The organism is Roseibium algae, assembly GCF_037783265.1.
GTDB classification, from domain to species: Bacteria; Pseudomonadota; Alphaproteobacteria; order Rhizobiales; family Stappiaceae; genus Roseibium; species Roseibium algae.
This window is the reverse complement of record NZ_JBAKIA010000015.1, coordinates 141,330-153,812: the sequence shown is the minus strand read 5'-3', so window position 1 is coordinate 153,812 and position 12,483 is coordinate 141,330. Positions and strand designations below refer to the sequence as shown.

At 54.1% G+C, this 12,483-nt stretch carries 10 protein-coding genes and 1 tRNA gene; 3 read left to right on the top strand and 8 right to left on the bottom strand.

The window, feature by feature from the left end:
- Nucleotides 1–261 precede the first annotated feature (261 nt).
- The 6 genes from V6575_RS18865 to V6575_RS18840 form a co-directional block, all read right to left on the bottom strand.
- Nucleotides 262–708, bottom strand: coding sequence for a transposase (locus V6575_RS18865; protein ID WP_340276547.1), 447 nt, complete (start codon nucleotides 706–708; stop codon nucleotides 262–264).
- Nucleotides 698–774, bottom strand: a tRNA-Pro gene (locus tag V6575_RS18860). The genes V6575_RS18865 and V6575_RS18860 overlap by 11 nt, the downstream gene beginning before the upstream one ends.
- Before the next feature lie 86 nt (nucleotides 775–860).
- The gene (locus V6575_RS18855) at nucleotides 861–2,117 is read right to left on the bottom strand and encodes an O-antigen ligase family protein (protein ID WP_340276536.1); all 1,257 of its coding nucleotides are present in this window, start codon (nucleotides 2,115–2,117) and stop codon (nucleotides 861–863) included.
- Entirely contained in the window at nucleotides 2,114–3,748 is a 1,635-nt protein-coding gene (locus V6575_RS18850; protein ID WP_340276535.1) for an undecaprenyl-phosphate glucose phosphotransferase, read from the bottom strand. The genes V6575_RS18855 and V6575_RS18850 overlap by 4 nt, the downstream gene beginning before the upstream one ends.
- Complete coding sequence (locus tag V6575_RS18845) at nucleotides 3,745–4,977, bottom strand: glycosyltransferase (protein WP_340276534.1); 1,233 nt, start codon at nucleotides 4,975–4,977, stop codon at nucleotides 3,745–3,747. Before V6575_RS18845 ends, V6575_RS18850 begins: the two co-directional genes overlap by 4 nt.
- Before the next feature lie 108 nt (nucleotides 4,978–5,085).
- Nucleotides 5,086–5,643, bottom strand: coding sequence for a polysaccharide biosynthesis/export family protein (locus tag V6575_RS18840; protein ID WP_340276532.1), 558 nt, complete (start codon nucleotides 5,641–5,643; stop codon nucleotides 5,086–5,088).
- 197 nt (nucleotides 5,644–5,840) lie between these two features.
- Here V6575_RS18840 and V6575_RS18835 point away from each other — a divergent pair, with 197 nt between their 5' ends.
- Nucleotides 5,841–8,258: a GumC family protein gene (locus V6575_RS18835; RefSeq protein WP_340276531.1), complete on the top strand. Its 2,418-nt coding sequence runs from the start codon at nucleotides 5,841–5,843 to the stop codon at nucleotides 8,256–8,258.
- Nucleotides 8,259–8,282: 24 nt separating this feature from the next.
- Here V6575_RS18835 and V6575_RS18830 read toward each other — a convergent pair whose 3' ends face one another.
- A complete protein-coding gene (locus V6575_RS18830; protein WP_340276530.1) occupies nucleotides 8,283–9,419 on the bottom strand; it encodes a GNAT family N-acetyltransferase in 1,137 nt (378 codons plus the stop codon).
- 273 nt (nucleotides 9,420–9,692) lie between these two features.
- On the opposite strand from V6575_RS18830, the gene V6575_RS18825 reads away from it, so the two are divergent.
- A complete protein-coding gene (locus V6575_RS18825; protein WP_340276528.1) occupies nucleotides 9,693–10,721 on the top strand; it encodes a polysaccharide deacetylase family protein in 1,029 nt (342 codons plus the stop codon).
- Here V6575_RS18825 and V6575_RS18820 read toward each other — a convergent pair.
- Nucleotides 10,681–10,896 carry a DUF2842 domain-containing protein gene (locus V6575_RS18820; protein ID WP_340276527.1) on the bottom strand — a complete coding sequence of 72 codons (216 nt, stop codon included), beginning with the start codon at nucleotides 10,894–10,896 and terminating at the stop codon, nucleotides 10,681–10,683. The two genes, V6575_RS18825 and V6575_RS18820, sit on opposite strands and share 41 nt — an antisense overlap.
- Nucleotides 10,897–11,019: 123 nt before the next feature.
- On the opposite strand from V6575_RS18820, the gene V6575_RS18815 reads away from it, so the two are divergent.
- Complete coding sequence (locus V6575_RS18815) at nucleotides 11,020–12,123, top strand: COX15/CtaA family protein (protein ID WP_340276526.1); 1,104 nt, start codon at nucleotides 11,020–11,022, stop codon at nucleotides 12,121–12,123.
- The last annotated feature ends 360 nt before the right edge of the window (nucleotides 12,124–12,483 follow it).

The following is a 12,483-nucleotide window of genomic DNA, read 5'->3' as shown; positions in this document are numbered from 1 at the left end:
TCCGCCTGCCTCAACACCGCCATGATCTGTGCGTCGCTGTATCGTCCGTTCTTCATCAAAAATCTCCTCAGATATCTTGCCGAGAAAATTCTACTTTTGAACACCACTAATTTTAGGGGGGATTACCGTCTCGTTAAGCCAAAGCGTATCAGTCATCCATCATCTGGCTAAAAAGAGTCCGTGGCATCTCAGATGCTCGCCAAGCGGGAGCTGGAAACCCGCAAAAATCCGTGTTTTCTGATTGTGTCCCACGGGATTGTGTCACGAGAGCAGCCGTTTTGGCCCGGTCCTTGCTGACCTGGGCCGGGTTTGGGTCGTTTCTCCGCCGTTCCGGCGGATTGATTCCATGGCATTTTTACGTTCGTGGAAAATCAGGCGGCCAAAATTGTAGGCGAGATTGGCAAGCGTCAGTTTCGCTTCAGCACGAGCCTGGCCGATGGTGCGGACAAACAGGCCATAGCGTGTCTTCTGATGCGCAAAGACATGCTCTACCCGTGCACGGATCGCAGACTTCCTGGTATTGGCGCGGGCCGTTGCCTGCGGAATGGGTTTGCCCTTCGGTTTACGCCGGTGAATTTGGCTCGCCAGCATGTTGTCAGCAAGCCACGCCTCAATTGACGACCATCCGTTCTTGCACGCTACAGTTTTCGAGCGGATTCTGAGTAGAAAGTAACTTGAGTTTTCAGTAAGTCTTTGTTGGTCGGGCAGGCCGGATTTGAACCGACGACCCCTTCACCCCCAGTGAAGTGCGCTACCAGGCTGCGCTACTGCCCGAACGAGCTTTACCTATCTGGTTCAAGCCGCTCGCGCAAGGCGCTACCTGCTGTGTGGTCCACAGTTCTTGTGGGGGAGCGTTGAAATCATTTGCGAACCATTCGGCGTTGCTCGATCCTGTCTGCGGCAATCAGGCCCCAGGCAACGCCATACAACATGTACATATGACGCCAGTGATCGGTGTCGATGATCACCGACAGGATGACGTGTGCGATTAGGACGCCAAAGATGCAGTGCAGAAACGGCGTCCAGGGGCGGGACTTGAACAAAAGCGGGGTTAAGCGCGCGAACGTCCAGCCGACCAGCAACAGATAGACTGTGCCGCCAAGCCAGCCGTAGGTGGTGAAGCCTTTCAGGTAGACATTGTGTTCGTCTTCGGGAAAGTACTTGTTGAACTCCAGCGCGCCGAGGCCAAGCGGATGGTCCATGACCATTTGAAAGCCGAGTGTATAGCGGGCAAAGCGACCAAGGCGGGCGCCATCATAATCCTGCACAAGCTTGGCCCGCTGTTGAAACATGTCGGCGACACTATCGATGGACAGGGCAATGCCGATCAGACCGATCAGAGCCAGTATGCCAAGGGCGCCCAGCGCCAGCAGGCGGAGTCTTCTAACGGCGTTCTGCTCGGTGATTAGGGCGAGCAGATAAACCACCATGGAGGCTGCTGACAGAACGACCCACGCACCGCGTGAAAAACTCAGGAAAATACCGAGTACGATAATGGCAAGGGCTGGTAGACAGGTGAGGCAGTCGCGCATCCGGTGTGTCAACAGGCGCTGGATCAGAATGACCGCAGGCAGGGCCAGAAAGGGGCCAAAGACATTGGGATCCTGAAAGGTCCCGCGCGCCCTGTCGTAGAGTGTGAAAAAATCGGCTCCCGGGAATAGGTGAAAGTACCCGGCGATGCCAAACAGAGCTACCAGAATGGAGCTGGCCAGATAGCCTTTTTCAATCAGGTGATATCGTTCCGGACGATCGGCCAGGATCGCAGCGTAGAAAATAGCAGTGATGGCGAGAAAGCCGGAAACGGCGATATAGACAATGGCATCGCCCATTTCCCGTGCAAGGGGAATGGCAGCAATGCCGCCGACGATATAAAGCATAAGGCAGATGATCAGCGGGCCGAACTCGCGTCTCAAGGTCAGACCGAACCCAAGCCAGACGACTGTTAGCCCAGCCATATAGAGTTCATAGGGCGCAGGTTCTCGGATTACAAAGCCGGACAGGAAGGCCGCAAGCCACAAGGCTGCATCGCCAACGCTGCTTGGGCGCACTTGGTATGGCCCGGACTTGGCTGTCATTGCTGCAGCCAAAGGTCGGACGTGGGCGACCTGCAGGCTCAATAGGCGTTCTCCGTGTTCAGAAGGCAAAACGGCGTCATCATGAGGATCTTCAGATCGAACAGGATCGACCAGTTCTCGATGTAATAGACATCGCATTCAACGCGCTTCTGGATTTTCTCCGGTGTGTCGACTTCGCCGCGCCAACCATTGATCTGCGCCCAGCCGGTTACTCCTGGCTTGACCTTGTGGCGGGCGAAATAACCATCAACCACTTCGTCCCAGGTGTGGTCGTTGGTGTGGGCGTTCACCGCATGAGGACGTGGTCCGACCAGAGACAGTTCTCCGCGTAGCACGTTGAACAGCTGTGGCAGCTCATCAATGGAGGTTTTGCGAATGAAACGGCCAATCGGTGTCACGCGGCTATCGTTTTTCGTGACGGCGGTTTTCGCATCCGGATCAGCCTGTTCCTGATACATGGAACGGAATTTCAGAACTTCGATGATTTCATTGTTGAAGCCATAGCGCTTCTGACGGAACAGGGCAGGGCCCTTGCTGCCGAGGCGGATCGCAATGGCCGTTGCGATCATCAGTGGAAACAGGGTTGCCAACGCCAAGCATGCAAAAACAATATCGAAGATCCGCTTGGCCACCATATCCCAGTCAGTGATCGGTTTTTCAACCACATCAACAAACGGAACTGTGCCGATAAAGGACGCGCCACGGTTACGGAACTGGAGCTTGTCGGTATGGGCTGACAAGCGGATATCAACCGGCAGAATCCAGAGTCTGCGCAACAGTTGCAAAACCCGTTGCTCGGCCCGAAGCGGAATGCAGACGATCAACATATCGATGCGCGCAAGCCGAGAGAACTCGACCAGCGCAGATATGTTGCCAAGCTTCGGATAACCGGCCACGACCGGCGGGGAGCGGTCGTTGGCGCGGTCATCGAAGATACCGCAGATGCGGATATCATTCTCAGGTTGGCTTTCAAGTTCATGGATCAGATCGGCCGCGGCCGTGCCGCCGCCAACGATAATGGCACGGCGCTCAAGGCGCCCTGTGTTCATCCAGTGACGCACAAGCTGAAAGACAGCCAGGCGCGCACAGATCAATCCGGTCAAACTGAGAAGGTACCAGGCGCCAAGCCAGTGCATGGACAAACTGCTGCCGAACCCGCTGGTCGCACGAATGAGGTAGAACATGCCAAAGACCAATGTCCAACCTGCCGCGATCCGCCCGACCTGTGACAGCCCGCGCCGCATGTTAGACACTTGATAGGAATCAGAGGCTTGGAAGAATGCGAGCGCGAAAATCATTGCAATCGCCGCTGCAATCACCTGTGGCAGGCCAAATTCGGACGCGCCGATTTCAGTGAAGGCTGCAGCCACCGAGGTCACTGCGATGAGCGCCAGGTCAACGAAGCGCACAGTTCCCGTCAGAACGGGAACAGAAATACCATCGTCGTCTAGGCTTTCTGCGATTTCCAATGCTTCCACGGAAAGACCTGATCTCGCTGGGTCCTGCCCTTCATGGCCAGAAGACGAGACAAATGGTTGGTGCGATTGCGGCCCATCGGTTTGTTCTGCTGCCCGGTGCAGGCCATCGGTCAGGTGCTGCCGAAGATCAGGCGCTGATCGAAAGGATGACTTTGGTTCGGGAGCCTCTCCGTTTTTAGGAGCCGTAATCGTCATTGTTGGTTGCTCGATCTGGCGTAAGCAGCTTGCGCTGATGAAGCTGGCGCAGCACTGGCTGCGGAAGAGGCCGCGGGATGGTCTGCAGGAAGTACGCCGCGAACCTGTTGATAAAGCGTAGTAATACGATCGCTCATCAGGTCGACTGAAAATGTCTCAGCCAAACATCCGCGAAGCTTGACGGCTGCGTTTTGCATGGTTTGCGGATTGATTGTGGCCTGTTCCATTGCATTTGTCAGCATATCAATGTGGCCAGGCTCTATGAGGCGTCCCGAGAATTTGCCGTAAATTTCAGGGATCCCACCAACCCGGGTCGCAATCAGGGGGCGCTGAGCGGCCACTGTCTCCAAAATGATGTAGGGCATGGCTTCCGCACGTGAAGGCACCACGACGGTCTTTGCCATGCGAAAGGCTTCGCGAGCTGGCAGCGCGCCATGAAACGTCACTTTGTCGCCAAGACCATAGGTCTCGACCATCTTGCGATATTTGTCTTCGTCAGGGCCTTCCCCTACGATATGCGCCGTTGGAGCGCTTCCCGTCTTCAGCTTGATGTTGTAAAGCGCATCAATGAACAGGTCTGTGCCCTTCAAATCGCGTAACATTCCGATGTAGAGAAATTCGGCAGCTTCAGGAGCCTCTGTCACTGGCGAGAATTCACTGGCTTGCAGGCCGTTGTAAACAATGCGAACGGGTGCCTTGGGGCGACCGACCTTTGTTTCAAAGGCGGCATATTCATAATCAGACACGAATATCAGGCCGTCAGTGAGGCGCGAGAGCATGCGCTCAATCGTATGATAAACGCGGCCTTCAAGACGATTGGGATCATAGTGTAGGCTGCCGCCATGCGGACAATAAATCCGCGTAACATCCTGACCTTTCATGCGTAGAATCGTGCCGATAGTGCGAGCGTAGGCGCCGCCTTTTGCGCCGTGACCATGCAGAACATCGGGTTTCAAGTCTCGGATGTAGCGGTACAAATCGCGTGTGGCGCGCAGATCCTTGATGGTGAGGTTTCGCTGCATTGGAAATCGCGCGACACCAAGTGAAAGTGTTGGTCGCAGAGCTTCCACAAGGGCATTGTCAAAGTTACTGCCTGATGTGCTGTCGCAAATCAGCCCAACCTCATGACCAGCCTCTGCCTGGCTGGTTGCAAGATCTTTTATGTGTCTGAATATGCCGCCAATCGGCGAGCGTACGCAGTGAATGATCCGGAGCGGATCCGTCGTCATGATGCAGGCTCCCTGTTGTAGCGATCAGGGTTTCGTGAAGAGCCCTTATCACTCAATACCAGCACTCTAGCAAAGGGAAGTGAGTCTGCGGTTAATCGGTTCGGATTGTCAGAAGTAGCGCTCTCTGACGTAAACAGTGTCGCCGGGACGCAAGGGGTCCGAAATGGGCACACGGCCGTTTAGAATTTCGCCGTTAATCTGGCGGGTAATATCAACGTCTTGCTGTTGGGCCCGTGTAGAGAAACCACCAGCAGTGGCAATGGCATTCTGGACCGTCATGCCTGCGACGAAGCTGTATTGGCCTGCATTTTGCACTTCGCCCATGATGAAGACGGGACGATAAGTGTCAACTTCAACCGAAACGTCTGGATCGCGCAAATAACCTTGCCGGAGTTTTTTGGCCAGAGTAACAGCCAACTCCTGTTGGGTCTTGCCGCGAGCAGGTACGCTGCCAACCAGCGGAAATGCAATATATCCAGCTTGATCAATGCTATATGTATTGGAGAGGTCCGTTTGTCCAAACACAATAATTCGTAGCCGATCGCTTGAATCCAAACGATAGGGTTGGGTGAGTGTTTCATGAAACGCTGTTGGCGGACGCTTGTAACCGCTGCAAGCCACAACGCTGGCACATAGAGCCAAGGCAAGAAACAGTCTGATGGACATTGACGACTCTCCTAAGGAACAAAGGCACCATCGCAAATCGTGGTTAATGCTCGGTGAAGAGCAAAAAAGCTATAAATTATTACTGTGAAAAATGCGCATGTAATTATTAACGCGGAAGGAATTCTGAACTCGGTGAGTTTAACGGAACGCTTACCATAATTCGTCATAGTTCGAATATTCTGTTTGGAGTTTGGCAAATGAGTTCGACCGGCAACGCGGTTCATGACGACGATATGGCTCTTGATCTGGCGGGGTTGCTGAGAACCCTTGGCGGAGCAATGCGTTGGTTGTTGCCTCTGGTGTTGGTCGTTGCTGCCGGAACATTTGTGCTTCTGCACTTTGTACCCGCCAAGTATCTGGGCGAAGCGCGTATTTTGATCGAAAGTACGAACTCTGGATATCCGGGGGCGGTTCGCGGCATTGAAGAGGAACGGGCGCTTCTTGATAATGAGGGCGTTGCCAGTCAGGTTCAGCTTCTGATGTCCGCTGATTTAGCCAGACGCGTCGCAAAGCGTCTTGATCTTGTTTCAGTGCCTGAATTTGAGGCGGACAGTGGGGCAGGCATTGTAAATGACGCGCTTGTCATGCTTGGGATCGCGCGCGATCCTGCAAGGGTCTCGCCGGAAGAGCGGGTCCTCAAAATCTTTAACGAAAATTTGGAAGTCTATCGGCTTGAGGGCTCTCGTGTCATCGCGGTTGACTTCTCTTCTCAGGATCCGGAGCTGGCCGCTGCGGTCGCAAACACGATATTGGATGAGTATATGGCTCTCCAGTCGCGGGCCAAACGCAAGACAACGGAGTTCGCAACGTCTTCACTAGAGCCTCAGATCGCAAATCTGAAAACGGAAGTTCAGGCTGCCCGCAAAGCCGTTGAAGATTTTAGAGCCCACGCAGATTTGTTGATGGGGACAGATAATTTGACATTGAGCCAGCAGGAACTTGCTGAGATCAGCAGTTCATATTCTCAAGCTCAGAGCAGTAAGGCTGAATCCCAGGCGAAGGCCGATCTTGTTCGGGAGCTGTTGGAGTCTGGAGGATCTCTTGAAACGGCGAGTGATGTCTTGAACTCGCTTTTGATCCAGCGCTTGCGGGAACGTCAGGTGGCGATTCAGTCGAACATCGCAGAGTTGTCGATTACACTGTTGCCGAACCATCCGCAGCTCAAGGCGCTTCAGTCCCAGTTGAATGACTACAATCGGCAGCTAAAATCAGAGGCTCGCAAGGTTCTGGTCGGGCTGGAAAATGATGCCAAGGTCTCCGCGCAACAAGCTGCTGCTTTAAAGGCTCGGCTTGGTGAATTGAAGACTGCCGCTGCGCGTTCAAATTCCGATCAGGTTCGTTTGGCCGAGTTGGAGCGCGAGGCAAACGCGAAGGCGACCCAGCTGGATGAATTGATCAGTAGCTTTCGGGATGCTGATTCCAGGTTGAGGGCGCAAGCGCAGCCAGCAGACGCCCGGATCATTTCCCGTGCTGCGGTGCCGATAGACTCTTATGCGCCAAAGGTGCTCGCCATTACGATCATTGCGGCATTGACGACCTTTATCCTTGGCTGCGCCTTCGTAATCATGCGTGAGTTTTTAAATGGCAATGTGCTTTATCCCGTTGCCTATGATGCTAGCAGTATTCAGCACCCAGAAAAGCCTTCTGCAGCTTATCCGGAACCCAACGCTGCGCGATCTCAGCAGGCTTCATGGGGCGCTGATATTTCCCCTTCAATCGCTCCAACCTCCACGAGCTATTCTTTCGGGGGCTATAAGGAAGCGGCAGAACGCTATGTAAGTGAAGTCGCCGCGCCTTCGAAAGAAACGCTCGTCAAGAAAGACGATGCTCAAGACGAGCCGGTTAGCAGCGATGTTGTTGAGAAGGATGAGCACAGTCCGTCGCTGAAAAGCCGCGTTGCGAGGAAATTGAAATTTACCGGGCGAAGCAGTGCTGACGATCGGGAGGCATTGCCTGATCATGTAGAGGTACCGGATAGCCGTATGCGCGAGCTGGATAAGGCAATGCAAGCAGGGCCTGCTTCAGGCAATGCAGTTGAGTTGGACGACCTTGGTGAAATGGACGGCTTGGGCGATCTGGACGGGCTCATCGTCGTTCTAAGTGTGGATGATCCCAAGGTGTCTCATGAGCAGGCTTTCAAGATGGCGCGCGCAGCTGCAGCCGAAGGCGCCGCAGCATTGATGCTTGAAGTGTTCCCCACATTGGAGGCGCCAGAGAGCGCTGCAGGGTTTTCTGACCTTGTTGAAGGTGATGCTATCTTCTCAAAGATTATCTACCGCGATGCAGCTTCACCTGCACATATTATTGAGGCTGGCACCTGCGCGATTGATGATGAGATGGCCGAAAGCGAACGGTTTCAAATGGCTGTTGATGCCATTTCCAAGACATATGAAACCATCGTGGTAGATTTGGGAACGATCGATGGATCGATTGCCAGCGCGAACTTCCTGCGTATGGCGGACAGGGTTCTGCTGATGTCGATCAAGACTGGGCATGGCTATGAACTGGAAAGTGCAGCTCGTCTGCTCGCCTATAGCAGTGGCGCCGAAGTTGAAGTTCTGCCAGCGGAAAAGCGTAAGAGTCAGTCTAAAAAAGGTTCGGGCCGGGCTGCTTAGCACTACTGAAAAGACACTAAAATTCTAGCCGAGGCGTGCGCGCAGCGCTCGCATCTTTTTGACCAGCGGCCAGAGTTTTTCAGAATCCCGGATGTGGGCCTTGAGCGTTTGCTTGACGGTGAAGACATGAAGAGCAAGAGCGCCTTTCAATGATAATGCCCGATTGCTGTCGACCAGCGGGCAGGGCGCAGTCCAGGACCTCTTGTAACGTTCATCTCCAAGACCAAGATCGAGCTTTTTCAAGGTTGGGTCAGCACATGCACGACAGATGATTTCCTTCAGAAGGACAACGCCCGGGCTGTGTGGGGTCATGTCATCGTGGGAAATGCTGTTGGCATAGCCGATCAACGTGTCTTGGGTGCGGCTGCAAAGATATGTCGCTCGAATGCTGCCAGCACACTCCAGCCACCAGAGTTTCAGACTTGGCATGCTGTCATTCCCTTCTGCGCTCAACAGATTTTGCAGAAAGGTTTTTTCTTGAGGCCCGACGAACACATTCGGAATGCCGGTTGCGGCAGCGCGAACCGCTCTCTGTGCCAGGAAGGCCTCAAGACCGCGTGCAATCTGCTCTGGTGTCTTCGCAGCGGTAATTTGGTACTCTCCGGAAGCCTCAAGCGTTATTTGCTTCTTTGTGAGTTTCTTGCGTGATGCCTTGCTGTGGGTTTCCCGGTACAGCACATCAAAATCAATATTGAGTTTGCCGACGAATACAGGACTTGGACTTGGTACCAGTTTGTCTGCTAGCAGCGGGTTCGCTATGCCGTCGATCTCGCTCGGCATATTCGCCAGCTGAATGAGGTCTGCCCCAAGGTCGCGTGCGATTTCAGCAAGTTGATCACGAAGAGCACTGGTCTCAACATGCTTGACTGAGCCGGTCGCCCAAATCCCAGTGGCTTGATTGCCTCTGTTATGGCCAAGAAAAGATAGCACTTTCAACGAACCACGTTGTTCTAGGCCAAGCGGCAGGAAACAGGCCGGGCCCGCGCTTCCTAAACCTGCAAGAAGCACTGGTTTGCAGCCTTCAAGGTCACCGAGGTTCGACTGCCAGGCCTCTAGCCAGGCTGTGGTATGATAGGGCAGGTCAATTGGACAAGGGCCAAGGCTGCGGACAAATTCCTTGGCGGCTGCAAGGTCTCTCAGCTGCTCAAGACGTATGGTCATGCTTGCACTCTTTTACGGCGATCATGGAAGCTTGAGGTGGCGAACTGGTTGCCAACGGCTAACTTTGTAGTGTTCATGTCCCGATCTGAAAGCCATTATTTCTGTTTCCGCCCTTGCCGAACAACTCCTGCTAGAAATAGCAATAAAAATTAAAGAAAGAGTACCTATCCTGTAGGTCGTTATTCAAAGGTATGTAAATCCATAATGAGCGCCAGGCAGAAGGTTTTTCAAAACGCGTTCAAGGTGTTGCAAAGCAGCGGCTTGGGTCGTCTCATGGCGCCTTTCACGCAAGGGTGCGGTGCTGTCTTCATGATGCATCACGTCCGTGCGATTGAGAAATCCGATTATTGCCCGAACCGGCATCTTGAGATTACCCCTGAGTTTCTACTCCAGGCTATCGAGCGTATTCGCAGAAACGGCTATGAAATCATAGCACTGGATGAAGCTGTTGATCTTCTTAAGAGCGGTTACGGGCGCAAGCGTTATGCGGTCTTGACCTTTGACGATGGCTATCGGGACAATCTGGAAATTGCTTATCCGATCCTGAAGAAACTGAAAGCTCCTTTTACGATTTTTGTCAGCAGCGGCCTGATTGATCGAACGACCGAACTTTGGTGGATCGCTCTAGAGCGCATCATTGGTGCGAATGATGCATTGCATCTGTCAGATTATGGCGGAAAGGATGTCGTTTGCAGAACGTCCTGTGAAAAGGAAGCCTGTTACGTTCAATTGACGAAATGGCTGACCCATGACGTGAGCGAGTATGACCAAAGGGTAATTATCCGCAGCTTGGCAGACCGTTATGACTTTGACCTTTCAGCGCTGGCGGATGAATTGATGATGACCTGGGACGAGTTGCGGCAGCTTGGTCAAGACCCTCTGGTCACCTTGGCGGCTCACACTCATGCCCATCATGCCTTGGCCCGCTTGAATGATGCGGATGCTGACGCGGACATATGGACCGGTATCGCGCGAATGCAGAGCGAGCTTGGCCGCAAGCCCAAACACTTCGCCTATCCCTATGGCAACATGACAGCGGTCAGCGAACGCGATGCAACTCTGTTACTTGCTGCTGGCTTCAGTTCGGCTGTGACGACGCTGCCTGGTGTTCTCAAATCGGTGAATGCCCGTGATCTGATGATGTTGCCACGGGTGTCCCTGAACGGCCGGTTCCAGGATCCCTATGTCATCGACCAGTATCTGACCGGCGCACCTTTTTTCCTCTACTGGATCGTGCGCTGGTTCTATCGGGGATGTGGCCTCAGGAGCGGTTTTTCCCGCCTCTTTCCATCCACCAGATGATAGCGCCTGCCGGTATGACCCAGATCAGGCCGGCGATGGCGTAATAGGTGAAGCGGACCAGTGTGGATGACTGCTGAAGCGTCATGTCGCCGATGACCATGGCAACCAGTGCATAGACGATGACGAACACCACCAGCAGCACCATGCCGACAAACTTGCGAAAAGAGGGAACCATGAGGTTTGGAGACCTTTTTGCCTGATTTACAGCGTTAGAATGTCGCAAATGCGTGTCTGCGCCTTGCCGCGTTTGATAAGCACCTATATCTCCCCCGATCAAAGGTCAAATTCGGGATAGAGAATGTCTGTTTCCTCAACGACCGGTGCCACAGCCGGATCTGCCCTGCCATCCGGTGAAAACGACCGCTTTTGGCGCAATCGTGCGCTGATCCGCTGGTGGCTCTACGGCATCTGCTTGCTTGTCCTGGCCATGGTTGTTGTGGGCGGTGCGACACGTTTGACCGAATCCGGACTGTCGATCACTGAATGGAAGCCGATTCATGGCGCGATACCACCGTTGTCCGTGACCGAGTGGGAAGAGGAATTCGCCAAGTACCGCGAGATTCCCCAGTACGAAGTGGTCAACAAGGGGATGAGCCTTGAGGAGTTCAAGGTCATCTTCTGGTGGGAGTGGGGGCATCGCCTGCTGGGCCGCTTCATCGGCATTGCCTTCTTCATTCCCATGGCGGTGTTCTGGGTTCAGGGACGGATTGAGCCCTGGCTGAAGCCCAGCTTGGTTTTTGGGCTAGTACTGGGTGGTCTTCAGGGCGCGCTCGGTTGGTATATGGTAGCATCGGGTCTGGTGGACCGGATCGACGTCAGTCAGTATCGATTGGCAGCGCATCTGACCTTGGCTTGTGTGATTTTCGCTTATCTGTTCTGGATTGCAAGACGCTTGACCCCGCCAAAGGCATCAGCAACGTCTGAAGAAGCCGCTGGATTGTCGGGCATCGGCAAACTGTTTCTGGCGCTGGTGTTCCTGCAGATATTCATGGGCGGGTTGGTCGCGGGCCTGAATGCGGGATTCACCTTCAACACATGGCCTCTGATGGACGGGCAGATCGTTCCAGGGGGGCTGCTGGTGATGAGCCCAGCCTGGGCCAATTTCTTTGAAAACGTCATGACGGTTCAATTCCAGCACCGGATGACAGCCTATCTTCTGGTCATTGTCGCTCTCTGGCTGCTGATCCGCTCGAAAAAGCTCAGCGGTCGCAAGCCGGTGATGATGCCAGCCCGGCACATTGTCGGCTTTGTGGCTCTGCAGGTTTTTTTCGGCATCACGACGCTGGTTATGTTTGTCCCGCTGCATCTCGCCCTCTGGCACCAGGCCTTCGCTGTCTTCGTCCTCGCCGCCGCTGTTGACTACCTCGTCGCCCTCAAGGGGCCATATCCGGTGCGCGGGTAGGGGGCGTCGGCATCTAGCAGTCACAAACTTGGCCGCTTTTATTGGTCCCGAGCGGTCGAACCCTTGTGGCTTGGCCGCCCACCTATGTGCTCAAATTTTCGAGCTTCCCTATGGTGAGTGTTTCCAAGCGTCACCCCATGCGCTCACGGTCATCCCCGACTTGATCGGGGATCCAATCCACATCTCTGCTGCCAACGCTTTAAACATGCGCCTTGCCCAATCATCGAATACAGAACCTACAAGCCAATGGTTCGGGTGCCAGTGGATCCCCGATCAAGTCGGGGATGGCGGTGGAACCTTTGCAGTGGTCCCCACCCCCAGCCGTCATCACCGGACTTGATCCGGTGATCCATACCGCGG

What these genes read in the sequence shown, in the direction of transcription:
- V6575_RS18850 (WP_340276535.1), bottom strand. Translation starts at nt 3,748, where the DNA reads ATGACGATTACGGCTCCTAAAAACGGAGAGGCTCCCGAACCAAAGTCA.
- V6575_RS18845 (WP_340276534.1), bottom strand. Translation starts at nt 4,977, where the DNA reads ATGACGACGGATCCGCTCCGGATCATTCACTGCGTACGCTCGCCGATT.
- V6575_RS18840 (WP_340276532.1), bottom strand. Translation starts at nt 5,643, where the DNA reads ATGTCCATCAGACTGTTTCTTGCCTTGGCTCTATGTGCCAGCGTTGTG.
- V6575_RS18835 (WP_340276531.1), top strand. Translation starts at nt 5,841, where the DNA reads ATGAGTTCGACCGGCAACGCGGTTCATGACGACGATATGGCTCTTGAT.
- V6575_RS18830 (WP_340276530.1), bottom strand. Translation starts at nt 9,419, where the DNA reads ATGACCATACGTCTTGAGCAGCTGAGAGACCTTGCAGCCGCCAAGGAA.
- V6575_RS18825 (WP_340276528.1), top strand. Translation starts at nt 9,693, where the DNA reads ATGGCGCCTTTCACGCAAGGGTGCGGTGCTGTCTTCATGATGCATCAC.
- V6575_RS18820 (WP_340276527.1), bottom strand. Translation starts at nt 10,896, where the DNA reads ATGGTTCCCTCTTTTCGCAAGTTTGTCGGCATGGTGCTGCTGGTGGTG.
- V6575_RS18815 (WP_340276526.1), top strand. Translation starts at nt 11,020, where the DNA reads ATGTCTGTTTCCTCAACGACCGGTGCCACAGCCGGATCTGCCCTGCCA.